This is a genomic window from Paenibacillus aurantius (genome assembly GCF_032268605.1).
Taxonomy (GTDB): domain Bacteria; phylum Bacillota; class Bacilli; order Paenibacillales; family NBRC-103111; genus Paenibacillus_AO; species Paenibacillus_AO aurantius.
This window is the reverse complement of record NZ_CP130318.1, coordinates 893,801-916,245: the sequence shown is the minus strand read 5'-3', so window position 1 is coordinate 916,245 and position 22,445 is coordinate 893,801. Positions and strand designations below refer to the sequence as shown.

General features: G+C 57.7%; 15 protein-coding genes. 5 read left to right on the top strand and 10 right to left on the bottom strand.

Annotated elements, in window-relative coordinates:
- Positions 1-154 precede the first annotated feature (154 nt).
- The 10 genes from MJA45_RS04480 to MJA45_RS04435 all read right to left on the bottom strand — a co-directional run bounded on the left by MJA45_RS04480 (position 155) and on the right by MJA45_RS04435 (position 13,957).
- Positions 155-3,304: an FIMAH domain-containing protein gene (locus MJA45_RS04480; protein WP_315606087.1), complete on the bottom strand. Its 3,150-nt coding sequence runs from the start codon at positions 3,302-3,304 to the stop codon at positions 155-157.
- Between the two features lie 87 nt (positions 3,305-3,391).
- On the bottom strand, positions 3,392-4,279 hold the full coding sequence (locus tag MJA45_RS04475; RefSeq protein ID WP_315606086.1) for a carbohydrate ABC transporter permease: 888 nt from the start codon (positions 4,277-4,279) through the stop codon (positions 3,392-3,394).
- A 15-nt stretch (positions 4,280-4,294) separates the two neighbouring features.
- Complete coding sequence (locus MJA45_RS04470; protein ID WP_315606085.1) at positions 4,295-5,281, bottom strand: ABC transporter permease; 987 nt, start codon at positions 5,279-5,281, stop codon at positions 4,295-4,297.
- Positions 5,282-5,323: 42 nt separating this feature from the next.
- Positions 5,324-6,340: a zinc-dependent alcohol dehydrogenase gene (locus tag MJA45_RS04465; protein ID WP_315606084.1), complete on the bottom strand. Its 1,017-nt coding sequence runs from the start codon at positions 6,338-6,340 to the stop codon at positions 5,324-5,326.
- A 209-nt stretch (positions 6,341-6,549) separates the two neighbouring features.
- A complete protein-coding gene (locus MJA45_RS04460) occupies positions 6,550-7,926 on the bottom strand; it encodes an extracellular solute-binding protein (protein ID WP_315606083.1) in 1,377 nt (458 codons plus the stop codon).
- A 123-nt stretch (positions 7,927-8,049) separates the two neighbouring features.
- Positions 8,050-9,636 carry a type 2 periplasmic-binding domain-containing protein gene (locus MJA45_RS04455; protein ID WP_407083105.1) on the bottom strand — a complete coding sequence of 529 codons (1,587 nt, stop codon included), beginning with the start codon at positions 9,634-9,636 and terminating at the stop codon, positions 8,050-8,052.
- 202 nt (positions 9,637-9,838) lie between these two features.
- Entirely contained in the window at positions 9,839-12,616 is a 2,778-nt protein-coding gene (locus MJA45_RS04450) for an FIMAH domain-containing protein (protein WP_315606082.1), read from the bottom strand.
- A gap of 377 nt (positions 12,617-12,993) precedes the next feature.
- The gene (locus MJA45_RS04445) at positions 12,994-13,284 is read right to left on the bottom strand and encodes a hypothetical protein (RefSeq protein WP_315606081.1); all 291 of its coding nucleotides are present in this window, start codon (positions 13,282-13,284) and stop codon (positions 12,994-12,996) included.
- Positions 13,285-13,338: 54 nt separating this feature from the next.
- The gene (locus MJA45_RS04440; RefSeq protein ID WP_315606080.1) at positions 13,339-13,782 is read right to left on the bottom strand and encodes a HEAT repeat domain-containing protein; all 444 of its coding nucleotides are present in this window, start codon (positions 13,780-13,782) and stop codon (positions 13,339-13,341) included.
- A 22-nt stretch (positions 13,783-13,804) separates the two neighbouring features.
- Positions 13,805-13,957, bottom strand: a complete 153-nt coding sequence (locus tag MJA45_RS04435; protein ID WP_315606079.1) for a DUF3934 family protein — start codon at positions 13,955-13,957, stop codon at positions 13,805-13,807.
- A 239-nt stretch (positions 13,958-14,196) separates the two neighbouring features.
- Here MJA45_RS04435 and MJA45_RS04430 point away from each other — a divergent pair, with 239 nt between their 5' ends.
- From MJA45_RS04430 to MJA45_RS04410, 5 genes are all read left to right on the top strand, one after another.
- On the top strand, positions 14,197-16,470 hold the full coding sequence (locus MJA45_RS04430) for a helix-turn-helix domain-containing protein (protein ID WP_315606078.1): 2,274 nt from the start codon (positions 14,197-14,199) through the stop codon (positions 16,468-16,470).
- A 194-nt stretch (positions 16,471-16,664) separates the two neighbouring features.
- Entirely contained in the window at positions 16,665-17,633 is a 969-nt protein-coding gene (locus tag MJA45_RS04425; RefSeq protein ID WP_407083104.1) for an ABC transporter permease, read from the top strand.
- Positions 17,634-17,721: 88 nt separating this feature from the next.
- Positions 17,722-18,594 (top strand): carbohydrate ABC transporter permease, encoded by an 873-nt coding sequence (locus MJA45_RS04420; RefSeq protein WP_315606077.1) that lies wholly within the window; start codon positions 17,722-17,724, stop codon positions 18,592-18,594.
- A 79-nt stretch (positions 18,595-18,673) separates the two neighbouring features.
- The gene (locus MJA45_RS04415) at positions 18,674-20,257 is read left to right on the top strand and encodes an extracellular solute-binding protein (RefSeq protein ID WP_315606076.1); all 1,584 of its coding nucleotides are present in this window, start codon (positions 18,674-18,676) and stop codon (positions 20,255-20,257) included.
- A 62-nt stretch (positions 20,258-20,319) separates the two neighbouring features.
- Positions 20,320-22,341 carry a hypothetical protein gene (locus MJA45_RS04410; RefSeq protein ID WP_315606075.1) on the top strand — a complete coding sequence of 674 codons (2,022 nt, stop codon included), beginning with the start codon at positions 20,320-20,322 and terminating at the stop codon, positions 22,339-22,341.
- Positions 22,342-22,445 lie beyond the last annotated feature (104 nt).

The window sequence follows — 22,445 nt, the reverse complement described above, 5'->3', positions numbered from 1 at the left end:
CCCCTGCTAAATCCTGCTCATTTTCTCCACTATATCACCCGATTTGTTCTTTATAAAGAACTATTTCACATAAATAAAGAAAGCAGGCCCTTCCAGAAAGGGACCTGCTTCCTTCAACCATTCTGCCTTAAGAAATTTCCACACCTACGGCTGCCTAGGACGGTATTTCTAACGAAGCCGACAGGGCGGCGGCATCTGCCGACAAAATACTGGCGGCGGTTTCGTCCAGCCGGTGCTGATTATCCTTGACCGTGAGCTGCTTAGCAAAGAGCTCCAGCTGGTGCCGGGCCTGCACAGGCTGCCCTTTCTCCACAAAGTGGCGGGCCTGGCGCAAAGCATTGCGCAGCACCTCGCTGCTCTCCGCTGCGACATCCCCCTTCTCGAGATACCCTTGCAGCTCCTTTTCCAGAGAATCCAAGGTAACGCTGACCGTCACGGTTACCCGGTTCGTGACAAGCGTCACCCCATCCAGGACCACCTCCGCCGAAATCTCCGCTGTTCCCGGATTTAACGCGACAAGCTTGCCGTTCTCCACGGCCGCCACGTCGGGATGACTGCTCGTATAGACGGGAGCCCGCTTCTCTAGATGGGTGATCGACCGGCCCTGCGGGAAGAGGGCGCTGATGGCCGGATCCGAGCTCTCGCCTCGAGTCAAGGTAGTACGGGACAAAGAAAGCTCCGCTCCCGTCGGTTGAAGAATCAGACTGGGGATGGTCAGCTTAAGCAGATCGGCCCCTTCCGTCAAATAGAAGTTCCCGTACGCATCCTGGGAAAGCCAATTTCGTTTGCCCACATTGCGGATGACTTTCATTTCCTTGGTGGCGGCATCGATGACGAAGAACTGATTGGCCTGAACCCCGTATACGTTGCCGTCCGTACCGATCTCGAACTGCGTATCCCTCCAGACGGCGCTGGCATAGCTCCGCGGCATTAACAATTGAGTATGGATCACCTGCCGGGTTACGGGATCGAAGATGAACAGGTACCCTTCGGCCGAGCCCCAAATGTTGCCGTCCGGGCCTGCGATCAGAGCCGTAATGCCTTTGGCCCCCGGCACCGGGGTCATCTCGAACACCTTTTGCTTCGACTGGACGTCCCAGATAAACAGCTTCGCTTCCGTCGCCACCGGATCGGCTCCCAGTCCTCCCCATATGTTGGAGCCGCCGTAAATCAGCCCGTCCTTGTAAGTGACAGCCGTGACGCTCTGCTGGTCGACGATGTTCCAGTACACTTCCCTCTCGTCGGTCACCGTGTCATAGATCGCAAGGGCTCCGCCCAGATGGCCGTATTTCGGAACGGTCCCGATCGCAAGCTTCCCATCCTCCATCATAATACCGGCCAACCCGCGGTCCTGGTAGCCTACATCGGAGGCGGTAAACAGCAGCCGGGGATTCGGGGACACCGGGTCGAGACGGTTCCACGGCTTCGCCGGATCGAATTCGTATACATTCATATTGGAGTAATTAACGTAATAAACCTTGTCCCCGTAATGATAAATGCGGTCCGTCTGCGAGCCCGGAAGCTTCTGGTTGTCCCCTAACGTTTCGTTCGTAAACTCTTCGGTCTCCCCGGTAAAAGGGTTGAAGATCGCGGTTCCGCCCGACAAGTAGCCGCTTGTATGCACCAGGCCGTCCGGTCCTACCTCCACGGTTTGCAGCTCCGTGGGCACTCCCTCGATGCCGAGCCGGATGCTTTTGGCAAGACCCGTCGTCGGGTTGTACTTGAAGAGCCTTCCCTCACGGGTAACCCCGATCAGGGTGTCGCCGGGATACTGCGGGTCATTCAGCTGGGCGAACCCGAACCCGTTCATATCCCCCTGGGTTTCCACTTCAAGAGACACATACTGCTTAGTCAAGGTATCGTAATAGCCCAGCTTCGACTCCGACGTATAGTAAATCCGGTTGTCCGAAGGGGCTTTCGGGGAAACCAGCCGGGATGTGACGTTCCCGTCCACCTCGTCAAATTGTCCCGTGTTCAAGTCCATCGCGACCGTCAAGCCCGGCGAGAAACGCATGAACAGCTTGTCGCCCGCTACCGTCATATCGTAAATAAACTGGCTGGATTGGTAACGTTCGGGAATGGGGATTTCCGTCTTGGTTTGCGTGTCGCGGTCGTATTTGATCAGATGGGCATGGGCTCCGATCCCGAAGTAGGCATCGTTGCGCTGCTCGTCGTAGGCGACGGAATAAGCATAGGATTCATTGTCCATGATGCGGCCGAGATTGGTATTGGTGCCCGTTAGCAGATTAAATTCAAAAGCTTCGCTGCGGCTGTAGGTGCCGCCGATCAAGGTTCCTTCCGGTCCGTTCTTCATATCGAAAACCTGTGTCCCCGTCACCTTGCTGACGAAATTCACCTTGCTGGCGCCGGGAACATACTTGAACAGGTTGCTGGGCGTCCCCGCCATATACACCGTGCCGTCAGGCTGAACGCTGAGCCCGCGGACATACGTGCAGGAATAGGACGTGCCGTTAACCGTATCCTCAATCGGAACCGCGGCGATCAGCTTCTCTGTCTTCACGTCGATGACCAGCAGCTTGGCGGGGATGCCGACCATCGTCGAATAGGCAACGGGATTGCCAGAGGCATCCTTGCCGAGGGCGGCCCGGTGGGTGTTGATCGTATGGACCTGGGGACCGAGATTCGTTAATTTAAAAGGAATGGGGTTGGCCGGCACATCGGATTTAACGGAAAAAGCCACATCGTCTACCGAGGCCGATCCTTTCGCGGCCGATGTTGTATAGAGCAGCACCCGGGCAAACGCTGCATCTGCAGGGGCCGGGGCATCGAGGCTCATCTCCAGCCAGGACAGCGAAGAGGCGAGCGTCATCAAAGGCGGCTTCGCGATAAAGGCCGAGATCGGATTATCCGTCGCTTTCTTGTAGAAGCGGACCGCCGCATAGACCGTTCCGCTTGCTCCTTTGGTCTTCAGGCCGAGCTTATAGGACTGTCCGGCCGTTACCTCGATGGGGTCGCTGTAAACGACGATAGCCGCCGACGTGTTGTTATCCTGAACGGATAGGCTGTAGGCGCCGGAAGCGCTTGTCTCGTCCGTCACCTCAGCCGAAACACCGGGCTTGACGGTACCGTCCGCGCCCCGGTAAACGGTCCAGCGGGGAATCTCCTCCCCCGCTTCGCTCACCTGCTCAAAGCCGGGATTGGCCAGCAGATTCGGCACAGCCTGCTGGGCTCCGGTTTGCGCGGACACCCGGTTTGGCGCTCCCCCCACCGACGCTGCCATCACCAGCATGGCCAGGAGGGTGCCTGTCCATGCCCTCCCGCTTCCTGATTTCCTCGTCCTCATTGCCTTACCTCCTTCTTCCTATTGGTGCGTTATCCGCCCGTCGAAAGCGGCCGGATAAAGGCACTGGTTTAACCGGCTGGGCCGGGATCACCCTTTAATGGAGCCAAGCAGCATGCCTTTTACGAAATACTTCTGAAGGAACGGGTAGACGATCAGAATGGGCAGGGTGGCGACCACGACGGCGGCCATCTTGATGGTCTCCGGAGGCAGCTGCTGAAGGTCCTGGACGTTAAGGCCGAGCTCCTGGCTGACGCTGGGCGTCAGGATCATGCTTCTCAGCACCACTTGGATCGGCATGAGCGACTTGTCCGTCAGGTACATGATCCCGCCGAAGTAAGCGTTCCAGTGATTAACGCCGTAAAACAAGCCGAGGGTGGCGACGATCGGCATCGACAGCGGCAGCACGATGCGCAGCAGCGTCTGGAGGTCCGAGCAGCCGTCTACCTTGGCGGCCTCCTCGACCTCGGCGGGCAGGTTCTCGAAATAGCTTTTCATGATGAGCATATTGAACGAAGAGACAAGCCCGGGAATGATGAGGGCCCAGATCGTATTAAGCAGGCCTGTGGCACTGACGACCAGGTAAAGGGGAATCAGCCCTCCGGAGAAGAGCATGGTGAACACGATACTGACCAGCACGGCGTTGCGGCCGGGCAGGTACTTTTTGGAGAGCGGATAAGCGAGCAGAGAAGTGATCACCAGGTTGCACAGCGTGCCGAGCAGCGTCACCGTGACCGTGATGCTAAGGGCGTCCGGGATGCGGTCGCTTGCGAAGATGTACCGGTAAGCATCGAGCGTAATCCGGTCCGGCCAGAGCACGAACCCGCCGTTGCGGAGAACCTCCGCGATCGGAGTCACCGACATGACCATCACATAATAGAGAGGAAATAGAGTGGCGAGTCCGAAAAGGGCCAGGCCCGAGTAGAGAACGGTATCGACGGCCCGGTCCGCTTTGGTCTTCTTCAGGACATAGGACATGGGGGTTCCCTCCTTCTACCAGATTCCAGAGCCGCCGAATTTCTTGGCGACCTTGTTGGCCGTAACGACAAGGATAAAGCCGACCATGGATTTGAACAAGCCGACCGTGGCGGCCGTACTGAAATCCAAATTCTCGATCCCCCTGCGGAAAACCCACGTGTCGATAATATCGCCCACCTCGTAGACTCGGGCATTCAGGAAGATGTACACCTGCTCGAAACCGGCATCGAGAATGTGGCCGATTCTAAGAATCAGCAGCATGAGAAACACATCGCGGATCCCGGGCAGCGTCACATGCCACAGCTGCTTCCAGCGTCCGGCCCCGTCGACGACCGCCGCCTCATAGAGCTCCTGGTTGATCGTAGCGAGGGCCGCCAGATAGATAATGGCGCCGAAGCCCGTGTTCTTCCAGATGTCAGTCATGAGCAGGATCGGCCGGAACCATTCCTTGTCGGTCAGCAGCTGGAGCGAGATCCCCATGTGGTCCCGGACCCAAGTAGTGATCAGGCCCGATTCGGGGGCAAGGAAGGCGAAGGTCAACCCATAGACAATGATCCAGGAAAGAAAATACGGCCCGTACGTGACGGTCTGCATAAGCTGCTTGAACCAGCGGACGCGGATTTCATTCAGAACAAGCGCCAGGATGACGTCGGGAAGCATATTGAACACAATGCGGTACAGGCTGAGGGTGAGGGTATTCTTAAGCAGTAGAGGAAAGTCAGGGGAACGGAAGACCTCGCGGAAATGCTCCAGTCCCACCCACGGGCTCTTCCCTATGCCCTGCATCAGATTGTAATCCTTGAAAGCAATGACGAGTCCCGCCATGGGGATATAATGGTAGATCAGGTAGTACAGCAGTCCGGGAATCATCATCAAATATAACCAGTGGTACCTTCTCAAGGTACCCAGGACGGCCTTCCATGCGGTTCTGCCGGCGGCCGGGGACATAAGCCCGGGGGCTCCTGTCCATTCGGTACCGGCTCCCGGATGGTCGCTCTTCATGGGTCATACCTCCGTTCTCTCTTCCAGCAAGGATGGGATCGCTCAGGAGGACCCGGCGGAACCGTACGAGATGACGGCACCAAGCAGGGATCCCGGGTTATGCCGGTACTGCTCGTAAACCTGCCAGGCTTCCCCAACCGAAACGCAGTTCGTAATTAAACCGCTTACATCAATTCGCCGCTCGGCAAGCAGCCGGATATACTCCGCCAGGTTCCGTTCCTCCGTCCACCGGACATACCCGATCGGGTAATCGCAGCCGTCCCTTTCGTACGCCTCATCATACCGGCCGGGGCCGGCGGCGCGGGAGATGAGCACCTGGGCCTCCTTCAGAAACATTTTGCCCCTCGTAAACTCCATGTACATGTCTCCGACAATGACGATACGCCCCCGGTCCCGCAGCCAGTCAAAGCTCTCATCCAGCAGCTCCTTCTGCTTGCCGCCCGCACAGTGAAAGACACTGTCCGCTCCCTTCCCGTTCGTGGCCTCCGCCACGGTCTCCCGCAGCTCTTCCATTGTCCGGCACACTTGGATTCCGTCTACCCCAACGATTGCTTCGCACCGTTCGGGCAATAGATCGAAAGCCACCACTCGGGCGCAGGCGGCTCCCGCGATCCTCGCCATAATCTGGCCGAGGATGCCGAGGCCGACGACCACGACGGTTTCCCCGAAGCTCAGCTGAGCCTGTCGTAGAGCATGAATGGCAATGGCCCCCAAGCCGGCGGTGGAGGCCTCCCTCAGCTTGACCTGCTCCGGAACAGGAACTGCCAGATGCTTAGGAACGAGCAGATATTCCGCGTGCTTGACATAAGGGCTTCCATAGCAGGCCACGCTTTGGTTAACCCCGATTCCCTCCACCCCGTCACCGACGGCAACGGCGATTCCGGCGGCGCTGTAGCCAAGAGAAGCCGAATTCTCCGGCATCCGGCTCAGGGAGGTAAGCTCCGTTCCCGGACTGATCGCGGAATACAGGGTTTTGACCAGGATATAATGGCTCTTCACTTGCGGCAGGGGCTCATCGGCTACTTTAACCTGACCTCTATCATTAATGATGGCTTTCATAGGCTCAGCTAACTCCTTCCTAATGGATGATGGATTCCCATTCTTGCCCTTACCTCCATCATCTAATTTATATCTAGATTATAATTAATCGGAAATTCCCCTGTCAATCAAAATATTTCTCCTAACTAATTCACATCTAATAGATTAATCCACATAAAAAAACACCGGCTTCAACGGCCGGTGTTCAGTAAGTGCCTTCAGGTTGTTCTTCAAAGAATCTCTTCGATACGGGCGCAGGTGACTCCGATGTCCTGCAGCTTCGACCAATAGAGCTTGGCCTCCTGCAGAACCTCCGACAGCTGCCGGGAATTCAGCTTCAAGTCGCTGAGCAGCCGGAAAGTCGGAACGATTTCCCGGTACATGCTGTACCGCGAAGGACGCTCCATGCTTTCCTCCCCTTTCCATTCCGCCGCGCTCTTGTCCGCCGGTATACTGAGCGTATTCTTTCTCATGATGAGCTGGGCCTCCGAGGACTGGAGGAACTCTACTACCTGCCGAGCCGCTTCCTTAACCTTCGATTTGCGGCTTACCGCCAATCCGATGATGACCAGCAGGGTCCGCGCTTCGTTCAGAAACGGAAGAGGGGCTATATCATAAGAAATGGAGGAATCCTTGATCCGGTTCAGCCCGAAATAACTCGTCATGATCATGGAGACCTTACCGTTGCGAAAAAGCTCCTCCGCATCCGCGTTGCTTGCCGAAAGCATCGTCGGAAAGACGTTCGGCATGTAAATGATTTGGCGGCACATCTCCAGGCTTTCGCTTAGCGGACTTCCGCAAATCCGGTAGCGTCCGTCTTCTCCCCGCTCGAACCCCATTCCGCTTTGCAGGGGAAAGATCGGCCACCGGTTCTGGGACAACAGATGGAAATAGAAGCCGAACCTCTCGTTCTCTACAGCAAGCTTCCCGGCATGCTCCAGCAGATCGTTCCATGTCCAGCCGCTGTAAGGCTCCGACAGGCCCCGCTGTTGAAAATGATCCCGGTTGTAGCATAGGATGACCGGGGAGAACGAGAACGGCTGCACCCTATTCAGGCCATTATGCGTGAACGCATGGGTAAGAAACGGGTAAATCCCCGGATTTGGCTCACACGGCTCCAGCAGATCGACGGTCCCGTTCTCGATAAACTCCATAAAGGTCCATTGATTGATGGTGAAAACATCCAGCAGGTCGGCGTCCAAATATTCCTGAACGGAATTGTGAAAATTCGCCGGAATCTCAACTGTCTGCACTTGAATATGAGGATGGCTTTCATGAAAGGCCGCCAGCATTTCGGTCAGGGCCGTCTCGTCGTTCGTCGTCGGATGGTAGCCGATGCGCACCAGCGTCTTCTTCTCATCCAAGGGGGCGCACACCCGGTTGCCCACCTTCGGGATCTTCTCGATCAGTCCCTCTTCCACCAGCATATCCAGAGCTTTGCGGACGGATTTGTTGCTCAGCTGAAACTGCTTCGTCAAGTCCAGCTCCGACGGCAGGAACTCCCCCACCGCTCTTCTGCCGGACAGAATTTCTTCCCTTAGAACGCTGGCCATCTCCTCCAGCCTGATCCGAAACGTCTTTCGGCTTGCTTTGCCGTTTTCTTTCATCTCTCTTCTCCACCGCCCGAAGTCCTGCTTATCTCATCCAGCATACACAAATTGACAAGGGCCTTCAAGTTTCCCCACGACGAATTCCACTGCCTTGGCAAGGCAGTGGAATCGGGAATCGGGTTATGGGTTGGCCGCTACAAAGGTATACGTTTTGCCCAGCGCCTCGGACACCTGCTTCGCATAATTATCGAAAATCTCTTTGCCCTGGTATTTGTTGATCAATTCCTCGCGGTATTTGGGCCAGTTGGAGGCATCCTTCTCCTCGAACAGGATTTTGGCGTGATAGGCGTTCATTTTCGCGCGGAAGGCAGCGAGATCGAAGCCCTGCGGCGGAGTCAGGCTCGTGCCCGGGGAAGGTACATATTTATAGGTGCGGAGCTTCTCCACAATTTTGCGGTCACGGTCCGTTTCCTTCGGGTTAATCACTTCCAGCTTCAGGACGAAGGGCTCTTCCGGCGTAAACGCGCCATAAATATTGAGGAAATTGCCGTTATCCGATATGTCTTTCTTGTACGCTTCGGGGATTATCGTAATCTTCGACCCTTCTTTCTTGTAGTGGGTCCCCTCCTGCCCGTAATGGGTCAGCAGGAAGCCTTCCTCACCGAACAGCCAGTCCATAATTTCCGCCGTTCGCTGAAGATTTTCCTCCGGTGCTTTGGAGCTGAACAGGAACGGAGAGCCCGGTACCGCCTCTGACATCACGCCCGTGCTTGCCCAGGGGTGGAACGGCTGCCAATCCACCGTTTTGACGCCGGTCACATCGATCGTCTTCTTCTGCAGGCTGGTAGGGCTATTGTCAAAAGCTATGTCCCGCGCCGAGGAAAGAATAATGCCCGCCTTGCCCTGGGACGCTTTCTCCACATTGAGTCCCGTCTTGTTCAAATACCAGTCCGGATCCACGACCTTCATCGCAAGAAGCTTCTTCGTGTCCTCCAGAATTTCCTTCATCTTAATGTCGCTGGCCGAGTCGATAAACTTGTCCCCTTCCAGAATAAATCCGGCAGGCCGTCCGTATTGGTACCAAGCGGGGAAATCGCGTCCGAAGTTGGCCCCATTGCCGGCTGCCGTGAGTCCGTAGGTGTCGTTCTTGCCGTTTCCATCAGGATCGTTAAAAGTAAAGGCTTTCATAACCTCGATCATCTGGTCGTACGTCTCCGGGATCTTGAGGTTCAGCTTGTCGAGCCAGTCCTTGCGGATATAGTACGACGTATACTGGGTTCTGGCAAAAGGCACCGGGGCCCGCCCGAAAGCGCCCTGCACCTGGTACTGCTTGAGCTCCGTTTCATTGGTCCAATATTTGAAGTAATTCGGCATCGTCTTCGGAGTCACGTACTTGCCCATATCGGTTACCACTTTATCCAGGATGTACTTGTTGGATTCCCGCCCGCCCATAAAGAACATATCGGGAGACTGGCCGGAGGAGATCAGCAGATTAACCTTGCTCTGATAATCGGGACCGAACGACATGTGCTGGATTTTGAGATCCACGTTGAATTTCTTCTCGATCGTCTGTTTGACAAAATCTTTGTCCGGGGAAGGAAGCTGCGCGTTGTTGTCGGCAATCACGAACCAGTTCAGGCTGATCTTCTTCTTACCGTCCGGGGTCGTGCCTGCCGCATCGGCTGGCTTCTTGCCGCTGTCGGAGCATCCGCCCAGCAAGAGGGCTGCGGCGAGAGAGCCCCATACCGCTTTCTTCATTGCGATCAAATGATCATCCCCTTAAATAGTGTATATCTAACTCACAATTATATCGTATTTTCTTTTTTATCCCCTGTCAATAGGGTTTATTAGTTCCCCCTAATGTATTTTGCAACGCCATTCCATCAGATGAAAAAAAGGCCATTCTTCACAAAGAAGAAGGGCCCTGGGTTAAAAGTTGATGGTTATTATTTCCGTATGCTCTTTGTAACTACAGCTGAGACCAATCCCCGATAAAAGCCTCCAGCACCGGCTTCAGCAGGGAACGGGCGGCATCCGTTGCATCCTCCGGCTTCGCCTTCTCCAGATGCATTAGGGCATCCTGCAGATGCTTCACCGCCTGCTCATAGCTCCCCTTCTCCTTCTGGTGCACCGCCTGCTTGACCGCATTGGCCAGCTGCGCGCTGACGGAATGCTTCAAGTCTCCGCTTTGCTCCAGCCCGTCGATCCGGGTAAGCAGTCCTTCGGGATTAATCTTCAACGTGTAGGACATGGTGACGTCGTCATAATAGGCGGTCGTCATCCACAGGTTCGAGCAGAACAGCACCACTCTCGCATAGACGGAGCCCTCGGGTGCCGCCTTCGTCATAGTAAGCGGCTGCCACTTCCCGGCATTCGTTGTAATCTGCACGGAGGTCTGCCCGATTTCCTTATCGTTCGCGTCGTAAAAGTTTAGCGTGGCTAAGGTGCGCCCGCTCTGCAAATACACGTTCATATTGACCGTATATTCCGTCCCGGGCGTAACCGGCATCGGATCCGACTTCACCCCGACGGTCTCATTGGTTGCCTTGTCCGTCAGCTTTAGGCTGCCGGGCGCCGAGCGGACCACCTCGCTGGAGATGCCGTAGGAAACATTCGGCGTGACCGAGAACAGAGAGGTCCATCCCGGAATCTTGCCATCGGTCCCCACAGCCTGATCGAAGGAGCCGTTGACGACCGGAACCCCGATCTTCACTGGAAGCTCTCCCGTCCCTTTCGTGACGGTTATCTTCTTCAAGGAAGTGCTGTCGGCGTAATAGATGCTGCCGTCGTTCCCGAGCGTCATGAGCTCGGTGGAAGCCAGTGTGACGGAATCCAGAGCCTTAGGATCCATAACGGTCAGCTTCCCGGCCAGCGTCGTATAGAGAAGCCCGTCCGAGCCTACCCGAATATGAACCGGCCGCCATCTTCCGTAATCCGTTACGGTCGGATAGATCGTCTTGCTCTTCACAATCTCCAGCGTATCCGGGTTCATGGCGAAGATCGTGCCGTTCCCCGCCGCCCAGAGCAATCCGTCCGGACCGAAGGTCAGCCCGCTGATGATTTTCGGCTGGGAAACCGCATCCGGTATGCTCGGCACCCATTCCTTTATTTTCTTCCCGGTGGCGATATCCCAGACGAACAGCTTAGCCGCCGGCTCGGTTGGATCGATGCCGAGTCCCCCGGCTACCGTCGTCGACCCGTACAGCTTCCCGTCCCGGACGGCCAGACCGACAATCGACTGGTTATGGATCACGTCAGGGTAAACGACTGGTTCTTTTCCGGTGGTGGGGTCGAGAACCGTCAGAGCTCCGCCCAGCACACCGTAATCCGGGATGGTCCCGATGAACAGCTTGCCTTCCCCGGACTTGATGATAAAGGGCCGGTCTTCATGCGGAATGTCATAGATAAGCTTCGGGTTGACCTTGTCCTCAAGCGGCTGGGTCACATCAAGCTCATAGATCATGGCTCCCGTGTAATTGCCCAGGTACAGCTTGTTTCCGAGGGCTCCCATGCCTTCGGACTGGCCCAAGTTGAAGGATTCCATTTGGCCCGTTTCCGGAGAGAACCGGGCTCCTTTACCCCCCGGGTATCCGCTCATGTAGAGGCGGCCGTCCGGACCTTTCTCCAGCGTCTGGATGGGAATCGGGTTGCCGGACATGTCATAGGAAACCGACTTGACCTTCTTCGTCTCCAGGTTCATATAGGCCACCCCGCCGCCGAACGTGACGGTGGCCAGCGATGAGCCGGGCAGGTCGGGATCGTTCGGGATCTCGATCCATTCCGTATTCCGCAGGAACGTCCCGTATTCGATTCCGGTATCCACCGCGTTCAAGGTATTCAGATCGAGCTCCAGCAGATGGTTGTTCTGGACGAAATACGCCTTGTTGCTCCCCGGCTTGCCTAGGGAGAGCTTGATGCCCTTGTTATCGAGGTAATACTTGTCGCTCCATTCTTCCTTCTCGGTGTCATAGAACAGCAGCGCCCGGTTCCCGCTGCCCAGTCCGGCTACAATGTACTTGCCGGCCGCGTCCAATTGGTACACATCCGCGGTCTGAACCGCCCCTCCATAGGTGGGCAGGGCAATCTCTTTCGTTTCCCCGGTCTCCACATTGAGCCGGACCAGGCTTCCCTGAATGCCGATTCCGGCATACAGGTAGCCGTTCAGATAAGCGGTAGCGCGCGTGTAATTGCGGCCGGGGGCCACCGTCCCGTAGTCCTTCAACTCGCCCGTCGCCGGATCGTAACGGCCTACCTTGGCGTTGGGATAGGTTCCGAAATAGACCCGGCCCTTCTCATCGTGGGAAAGCCCGTAAGCCACTCCTTCCCCAATGCTTCCCAAGTCCTTCAGCTGTTTGGTGACCGGGGAATAGGAATAAAGCCTGCCGCTCCCGCCGCTTCCCCCGATATACACCGTGCCGTCCGGGAGGGTAAGGTGGGACCAGGAGCTTTCAGCCCCCGTCAGCGGAAACTTGCGGAGAATTTCCTTCGAAACCAGATCGACGACCTGAAAGATGGCCGGCTTGCCGGAGACGGTCGTATACATGACCTGCCGCCCGTCTTCCATACCGAAGGAGGCATTGTAGATGGCGATACTTTGAATAGGCGATCCGAGATCGACCGGTTCGCTGAACGTTTTGTCGACCCGTGCTGACGCCGGTACGGGTTGGATCATCAGGCTGCCGAAAGCCAGGCCGAGGGCCAGACAGCCTGTCAGCCCTTTTTTTCCGAGGCGGAGCCAATTCTTCATGGTGCAATTCCCTCATTTCCTAAAGGATGGATGCTGATTCTTATCAAGATTCGACAAAATATGATAACGCTTTCAAAAACAAGTGTGACTTAAGTACGATTTTCTTGATTACCTTCCCTTTTTCTTCTCTATTCAAGGCGCCATTGGTATATGTCTGGTTCGTTAACTACCATACGTTCCAAACGAACTCCGATTTCCCCTCCTTTCCTCCCTCGCAGGATGTTTATCTGGTATATATCTGGTCTGTATAACACAAAACCACCATACCACGGGTCCTTGGGCCTGTCAATTGGTACCATCCCGGGCATATCGGAAACCAAAAAAACCTTAACCGGCTTAACAACCGGTTAAGGTTAATGGGGATTATGCTGTCGCGTTTATTTCATTCCGGCAAACTCCCGGTTTGCCCGGTCCAGCATGGCAGTCCAATCGGTGAAATCCGTCTGGCGGGCCACATGCCGGTCCAAGAGCTCCCGGTGGAGGTTGCGGATGTCTTCATGGGTTTTGACCGGAAAGCTGCCCGCCTCCATGAACTCTCCGAAGCTCGGGAATCGCGTATGCTTCTCCATGAACGAGTCGGGGAACAATTGCTCCAGCGAAACCTGATCGGGGTCATCCTGGACCGTTTTCTTGCCTTGGAGCTCGGTTAAGAGCTCGTCGAACGACATGGGTTTATGCTTTCTCAGATGATCACTCCTAATTAATAGTATTAGTAAAAAACCTTACCGGCGCAAAAGCCCTTCCCAGGTGCTCTTCAGCCAAGCGTCAAACTCGTCGCCCTTGTCGCCTTCGTAGGCGTCGTACAGATCCAGCCTCATGTTCCGGAGCTTTTCCTTGAACGCTTCGTAGGAATGCTCCCGCGGCAGGCTTTTCTTGATCCGGACGAAGGTCTTATTAGCTCCGCGGATGAGCTCGCCTTTCCTTCTCGCCGGCTGCTTGACATCCTCGCCAAAGGAGCGGAGTTTGCGGTAAGCCGCCTCCTGTACCCGATATACGGTGTCGTTATTCATCCGGTGGGTCAGCACATCGATAGTGGACGGGGTGTTGAATTTCCCCAGCTCTTCGACGGCGGCAAGGCGGTCCCTCCAGGAGGACGTCCGGTTCGCGGCCGCCCTCAAAGCCTCGTAATTTTCTGGCAGCTCGGTTTTGCTTTCCTGAATGCTCAAATGATCCCATCCTGTTCTTATTTTACTTAGGCGGTGAGTCGTCTTTATTTTTAGTGCCTTTGCTCTTGTATGGTTTAGGTGCGCTCTTGGCGCGGTTTGCGGCAGCCTGCCAGCGGTTCCAGCCCTTCTTATCGGTTCCCCGGCCCGTTCCGCCCTTGCCCTTGGCTTTGCTCAAATCATCACTCCGTTTGCGATAATGCCCTTCCTTGTCCCCATTCCTAAGTTTGACAACACCTGCCCCTAGCATACCATCGTTACGGAAATAAATAAACTTATGATCTTGCCGCCCCGGTCATGCCAAAATAAGCTGCCTCAAACGCAGGTGTCCGGTCGGAAGGAGGTTCGTTCTGCTATAATGAAGGCAGAAGGCTTCCCGCCGTAGAGCCATTCTCTTGAAGAAAGGAACCGGATGCCATGCTCCCCCTCCCTTCCCTGCAGGAAAGACTCACGTTCAAGCAGAAGCTCATCCTCTTCTCGCTCCTGATCAGCCACATCCCGGTGCTGATTCTGGGCACGGCCGCCTCGTATCTGGCTTCGAGCCGGATTCAGACGGAGGTGAGCGCCAAGCATGAGCTGGCCCTCCGGCAGCTGGCCGATCAGGTCGATACCGTCCTGAAGCGGCTGGATTATTTATCGATCCAGCTGGCAGGGGACGTGACCATTGAGAAGTCGGTGCGCATGGGCATCTCCATGGACCAGCTCGACGCCCTCGAAGCCTCCCTCGATATGAAGGATACCATTGCCAAATACCGGAGCTATTCCGATATCCTGTTACATATTAACCTCGTTTATCATCATTTCTCTAAAGTATTTTCGAGCCGCCTCGGCCTCATACCCGAGAATGAATTTCCATACGGAGCCTTTTTGTTCTCCCAGCCGGCCGGGACGGGTGCCCGGATTATCCCGGCCAATACCTACCCTTCGCAGAAGGACCTCCTGATCGTCCGCCCGATCGGGCCGTCCGGCCTCGACGGAACGCTTGTACTCGAGGTGGACATGAGCCGTCTCTACCAGATGCTCAAGCGGGTCAGCCTGGGAGACGGGAGCCGGGTGCTTGCCGTGAACGGCGAAGGGCGGATCGTTCTTGGCGAAACGGAGCAGGAAATCGGCACCCCGCTGGAGCATTCCCTTTACCGGAGGGTACAGGCCTCCCGTTCTCCGCTGAGCGATACCCTGATGCTGGAGAACCGGTCCTTTCACCTGTCTTCGCTTCGTTCCGCCTTTAACGACTGGTCTTATCTCGTTCTGACGCCCAGCGCCAACCTGACGGCCAAATCGCAGCAGATCCGTAACCTGACCTGGCTCATAACCGGCTCCCTGTCGCTCCTCTGCGTCATTATGGTGCTGTTCGCCTCCCACCGGCTCTACGTCCCGATCCAGACCCTGCTCCAAAGATTACCGAAGCTTCCCCTGTCCGCCTCCTCCTCTCTCGCCGAGCTGGACCGCTTCATGGCAAACATGCTGGAGACGAACAACCGCCTGGCCGACGAGCTTAAGGAGAAGCTTCCTCTGCTTAAGGAGAATCTGCTTCTTCAGCTTCTGCGGGGCGAAATATCCGAAAGGGACTTCGCCCAACAAAGCTCCCGGAACCAGCTGAAGCTGGACGGTCCGGTCTTTCTTCTCTGTCTGTTCGAGGTGGATCAATTCGCCCATTTCCAGGAACGTTACTGGGGCCGGGACCGCTCGCTCATGATGTACTCCATGTCCAAAGTGATCACCGAGCTGGCGGGAGAGAAGCAGGAATGCTGGACGGTCACCCCCAAGCCCGGCCAAGTCGCCTTGATCCTCTCCCTGTCCTCCTTCGGTGAAGCCGCTGCGGATGAAGCGGAGGCGCTGTGCCATCAGATCCGGTTTCACATCAGTCTGTTCCTGAAATTCACCGTGACGGCGGCCATCACCCGCCCCTGCTACTCCCGCTCCCGTCTTCACGAGGCCTACCAGGAGGGGCTCGACCTGCTCCAGTACCGGATGCTGCTTGGCGGCGACATCACCGTCCAGCCGGAGGCCGTCCGGCAGATGCCCGCCATCGGCCAGTCCACCCGGATGCTGATCAAACGGCAGAAGGGGATCGTAAAGCGGATCGCGGAAGGGCGGATCGACGAGGCTTCCTCCGAATTCGAACACTTCATGCAGGAGCTGCCCCGGGTGGCGCCGGCCGCCCAGTCCGTTATCGGCATCTTCACCCAGCTTCTGGCCGAGGTGGACCACGGCCTGGACGAGCTCGGCTTGGACCTGTCCGAGCTCGTCAGCCTGAAGGCCTACAGCCGCTTGATGGAGGCCGAATCGCTCGACGCCATCAAGGCCTGGTTCGAGCAGGAGTTCTTCCCGGCCCTGCGGAGCCGGTACGAGAAGCTCTCCCCCTCGGTCGCCGCCCGGCTCGTCCAGCAGGTGGTGGAGTATATCCACAACGGGGCGGAGCAGGAGCTTTCCCTTCAGGAGGCAGCGAGCCGCTGCGGGCTGTCCCCTTCCCAGCTGAGCCGGATGTTCAAGGAAGAGAAGGGCTGCAATTTTATCGACTATGTGATGGAATGCCGGATGTCCAAGGCGAAGGAATGGCTCGCCCATACCCCTATGCCGATCAAGGAAATCGCCGAGCGTCTTCAATATACGAACACCCAAAATTTCTCCCGCGCCTTCAAGCAGCACACCGGCCATTCCCCCGGGCAGTACCGCGAGCAGGCCCGCTGAAATCCTCGCATTAACCGCCATCACCCCCAGGAGCCGGGCCGCAAAGCCCGGCTTTTGCCGTTCCGGACGCCTTGTATCTCCGCTTGCAGATGAGTATCATGCTTTGCGCCGCCCCCGCCAAAAATGGATTGTTTACGAAGCCGCCCGGCTTTCCCTATTCTAACGGTATCCCCAAACAAGGAGGGCCGCCCATTATGGCATCGTTTACCGAACCGCTCGACCCCGTCTCCCCGCTCGCCGCGAACCGCTCCAAGCGCGAGCCGACCATCGGCCGCAAGCTATGGAACAGCCGCTACATGTATGCGTTTGTCCTGCCGGGAGCCCTGTATTTCCTTCTCTTCAAGTATGTCCCCCTGCTGGGGTCGGTTATCGCCTTTCAGGACTACAGCCCGTTCCAAGGCTTTCTGCACAGCGATTGGGTCGGCTTCGCCCACTTTGCGCGCATCTTCGACAACCCCGAGGTGCTCCAGGTGCTGGTCAACACGCTGACACTGTCCTTCCTGCAGATCGCCTTCGCCTTCCCGGTTCCGATCGGGCTCGCCCTGCTGCTGAACGAGATCCGGAACGAACGGTTCAAGCGTCTCCTGCAATCCTTCATCTACCTTCCCCACTTTCTGTCGTGGGTGGTGGTGATCGGCATCGTCACTCTGTTTCTGCGGAGCGACGGCGTGATCAATTCCATGACCGCCAAGCTGTTCGGCTGGCCGTCGGTGCAGTTTCTTCAGCTTCCCTGGCTGTTCAAGCCCTTGCTCGTCCTGGAAATTATATGGAAGGAAGCCGGGTGGGGGACCATCGTCTTCCTGGCCGCCCTGGCCGCGGTAAACCCGGAGCTGCAGGAAGCCGCGATCGTGGACGGAGCGGGACGCTGGAAACGAATGTGGCACGTGACCCTGCCTGGCATCCGCGGCACGATCATCATTTTGCTCATTCTGCGGCTCGGCACGGTGCTTGACAATGGCTTCGAACAGATTTTCCTCATGCTGAACCCTTATGTCGAGGAGGTCGGGAATGTGCTCGACACCTATGTCTATTACAAAGGCATTCTGCAGTCGGATTTCAGCTTTGCCACCGCAGTAGGCCTGTTCAAGTCGGTCGTCGGCCTCATTCTCGTCGTCGGGGCGAACAAGCTTGCCAAGCGCTTCGGCGAAGACGGCATCTACTAAGGCTTTATCCGCACCAAGCTTAAGGAAGCGTAATGACTTTTCGGATAAGGCTAGCCGCCGCTTACCATTCCACAAGGAGCTGATGTCCATGCTGCACCGAACGTTTCGGGACCGGTTGACCGATTGGGCCATCGCCGTCATTCTCACCGCGGTCGCGGCCGCTATGTTTATCCCGTTTCTGTACATCTTCTCTGTGTCCTTCACCTCCATGGACGAATACTTGCGCCGATCGTTCCTTCTCTGGCCGGAGCGCTGGGTGACGGGAGCTTACCAATACATCCTCGCCAACAACCGTTTCGTCCGGTCGGTCGGAGTGACCGGTTTCATTACGGTCATCGGAACCCTGCTTAATCTCGCCTTCACCACGACGATGGCCTACGGCTTGTCCCGGCGGTTCTACGGCCAGAAGCTCTTTCTCTTCCTGGTGCTGTTCACGTTCCTGTTCAGCGCCGGCATCATTCCCACGTATCTCATCGTTAAGGCCGCCGGCCTGCTCAATACGGTATGGGCCCTCATCATTCCCGTGCTCATCTCGCCCTGGAACCTGATCGTGTTCTCCCAATTCTTCCGCGGCATCCCGGAGGAGTTGAACGAGGCCGCCGTTATCGACGGAGCCGGGCCCTTCACCGTTTTCTGGCGGGTCATTCTCCCGCTTTCCAAGCCGGCCCTGGCCACCTTCGGCCTCTTCTACGCCGTTTCGCACTGGAACGCCTACTTCACCGGCATTCTCTACATCAGCGATCCGAAGCTGTGGCCCATCCAGGTGCTGCTCCGGCAGATCGTGGTGGTGAACGACACGAGTGCCCTGCAGATCACCGAGCAGGTGCTGACGGACCCGCCTCCGCCGGAAACGGTGCAGATGGCCGCCATTCTGCTCGCCACCCTTCCCATCCTGATCGTGTATCCGTTTCTTCAAAAGCATTTTGCCAAGGGGGTGATGATCGGCTCGGTGAAGGGCTGACGGCAAGTGCGACTTTTCGGTCATTCAAGGTTTAACGGGGGAGCAAGCCAGCTGTACTAAATCCTGGAGGTGCAAGCGAATGAATCCGTCCAAAATCACGAAAGCCACGCTAGCGGTGGCACTGGCCGCCATGGCCGCCGCCTGCTCGAAGGAAGCCGCCGATGGGAACGCCGCCGGCAAACCGGCCGATTCCGGTGCCAAGACGAACAAAACGTACGACATCGGCTTCCTGAACTTTGCCTACACGATCTTCCCGGATCCGAACGGCAAAGGCGTCGAGGCGATCAAGGAGAAGTTCAACGCCAACATCAAATCCCAGTTCATCCTTCAGTCCGACTACAACGAGAAGCTGAACGTCATCATGGCCTCCGGCGACATGCCGGACGTGGTCGCCATCAAGGACCGCGACTCCAACTATTACAAATGGGCCAAGCAGGGCGCCTTCCTGCCGCTTGACGACTACCTGAACCAGTACGAAACCTTTAAGGCCGTCCCCAAGAGCATCTACGACCAGTTTCGCGTTAACGGCAAAATCTACAGCATCCCGATGTACGCGCCTACCTATTCGTTCTCCGGCACCATCCGCCAGGACTGGCTCGACAAGCTCGGCCTGAAGATGCCGACGAACTACAAGGAGCTTCTCGACGTGGCCGTCGCCTTCACGAAGAACGATCCCGACGGCAACGGCAAGAACGACACCTACGGCTTCGCCATGGGCGAGAACATCAACCCGGCTCCGACCATGGGCGCCTGGTGGTCCGGAGCCTGGTACCACAAGGATGCATCGGGCAATCTCATTCCCGGCACGATCAGCCCCGGGCGCAAGGAGGTCATCGACACCCTCGCCAAGGCATACAAGGAAGGAGCGGTGACGAAGGATTTTGCCGTGCTGAACTGGGCGCAGGCGAACAAGGAGTTTTACTCGGGGAAAGCCGGGATCTTCATCGGGACGCCGACCGGCATGGTCGAGGAGTATTATACGGGTCTGTTAAAGGTCAATCCCCAAGCCAAGGTAGCCCCCATCCCCTTCTTCGTCGCGCCGGACGGCTCCCAGGGCAACCTGAGCAACCGCGGGTTCTTCGGGCTTACGACCCTGTCGGCCAAGCTGAAGAGCGAGCCGGACAAGGTGAAGAAGATTCTCGAGATTCTCGACTACGGCCGCAAGTTCATTCCGCTTAAGGACCGCAATCCGCAGAACGAGACGTTCAACTGGATCATGGGCGGCCAGGGCGTCGGCTATGATATGGTGAACGGCTTAGCCGTGCCGAAGGCGGGACAGGAATCGAACACGCCGATCCAGTACATGCTGCAGCGCCATGAGTTCTGGAAGCCTTGGGCTCCGTCGAACGAAGCGAACGAATACTCCAAGGCGTCCTACAACTCTCCGGAAATGCAGAAATTCATCGCCACCATTGAGGATATGGAGAAAACGTATAACAAAACGCCTTACAACGACCCGTCGTACACCGTTTACTCCGAGACCCAGGCGCAGAAGGGCGTCGAGCTCGACAAATACCTGATCGCCGAGCAGACCAAGATGATCTCCGGCCAGCGTCCCCTGGACGATTGGGACAAAATGATCCAGGAATGGAAGGACCGCGGCGGAGCCCAGATCATCAAGGAAGTGAACGACGGAATCAAGGCGGCCGGCACCGGCAAATAAAAAGCATTGGCAAGAAAGGGGCGCTCGGACGCCCCTTTCCCATGAGGAAAGGAGACTTACCCATGACAACAGACCATTCCCCCCTGCCGGCTGACGTCCCCTCCCGCCTACGGGAGATTCTGAAGGACTATCTCCCTGCCGCCTCCAGCTGGATCGCGGAGGACGGCTCCTTCCCGGATCCGTACGAGCTGGAGTACAGCGAGAATTACGCGCCGGCGAATGCCGCCGTGCTGTTCGCTTCGGTCTACACCGACACTGGGGATGCAGACGTCCTCCCCCTGCTTCATGCGGCGCTGGACCGTTCCGTTGTCCTGCTTCAGGACCGGGCAGGGGTCTCCCCCTTTTGCCGGGTGTTCCTGATCCACTACAGCCTTCTGGCTATCCTTCTGCTGGAGGAAGCCGAACGGGAGAAGCTGGCCGCGGCGTACGGTCCCTTCTTCGGCTCCTACGAGGACGACTGCCCCGTCGTGAATACGAACTGCGCCGCCCTTCAGTGGGGAACCGAACGGTACCTGGACACGCTCGGGTACCGTCAGGCGGACGGCGGGAAAGCCGGACGGCTTCTTGCCTTTGTGGAGAAGGCCCAGCTCGAATCGGGCTTTATCAACGATGAAGTAACGGAGCAGGGGGCCGAGGACGGGATGCCTATTGCCTATCACGCGTTTACGCTGTTTATTATAACCGGCGTCCTGGCCGGCGTTGGAGAGGAGGCGCTGCCGGAGGAATCCAAGGCGACCGTACACCGCGTGATGCGGAAAGGACTTGCGTGGATAAGCCATACCGTAACGTTGGACGGCTCCTTCGCCATGGTGGAACGAAGCAGCTACCAGACGTTCACGTGGGGAGCCTTCACCGCCCTGTGCGCCTATTCCGGCTTCACCGGAGAAACGGCGGACGACCTGCTGCGGCGGGCCGTCGATTATTGGCTGCCATTCCGGCACAGCGACGGCACCTACGGGTGTACTCCCAATCACCTGCCCCATTCGCTGCGGGCCGGCTACGAAACCTACACCCACCTGAACATGTACAACCTGCTCGGCTTGACCGGCCTGGCCGTCGCCGGCCGGCTGCTGGAGAGAGGCCAGCGGCTGGAAGACTCGGAGGGGGCGGAAGAACGAGACAGGAGAATCGCGGACGCAGCGGCGAATTGGGGGCGGGAAACCGCGGCCGGAAGGGACGGCCTGCTGGCCCAGGCGGAGATGGAGCCGCTCGCGGACGGCCGGGTGAAAGAGGTGCGCGGAATACGGAGCGAAGGCGGGAACTCGCGGGAGCCGGCGGCCGGTTCGGGCGAATCTCCCCCGCTGGCCCAGGGTAAGCACGAGCGGGTTGAGCGGGAGAACGACCGCAGGGCGGCCCCGTTGACGGCGGCCGCCGGATTCCGGCTTCCTGCGCGGAACTCCTTCGTCGACGAAGCCAGCGGGTATGCGTTCCTCCGCCGGGGAGACGACTTCCTCGGCTGCACGCTGCGGATGCACAACCGGCGGTACGCCCCGGCGATGCAGGGCTTTCACCTCCGGCTGGGGGGACGCCCCCTCCCCCTCGCGGAGCCCCGGCTGCCCGCCAAAGGCAGCTCCGATGCCGCCGCGGACGACGGCGTCTGGGAGGGCTTCCTTCTGCGGGAGGGAGCAGCCGGAGAAGCCGGCGGCCGGGTCCTCTTCCCGGCTTTCACGGCCAATGCCGCGGTCACGCCGGTCCAGGACGGCTTCCAGCTGCACCATGAGGAGGAGGCCTTCCGCGTCCTCAAAACCATCCGCCTTCTGGAAGACGGCATCTCCTGGGCCTACCGGCTGGAGCGGAAGCGGCCGTTCCCCGGCTGCGAGCAGGTCATCCCCCTGCTCGTTCATGACGGCCGGCAGGCGCTGAGGATCCGGGAAGAGAGCGGCCAGAGCCTCCTCCTCCGCTTCGGAGACACCGCCTGGCGGCTCGAATGCTCCGCTGCCCTCCGCATGCGGATGCGGCTCGAGCGCTCCCTGCTCTCCGTAAGCGGCGTGTCCGCCCAGCTGCGGATCGTGCTCGCGGAGACGGGAGCGGAGACGCCTGCCGAGTTGAGCTGGCAGACGACCCTGCGGCGGATCTCCGGGTGACGCTGTCGGGATGAAGGCGGGCGGTTTTCAAGCAACGTCGAATCCTCCAACGATAATTCAGAGCCGCCCCCAAGGCGGCTTTTTCTTGCGAAGAGTTTCTTCTA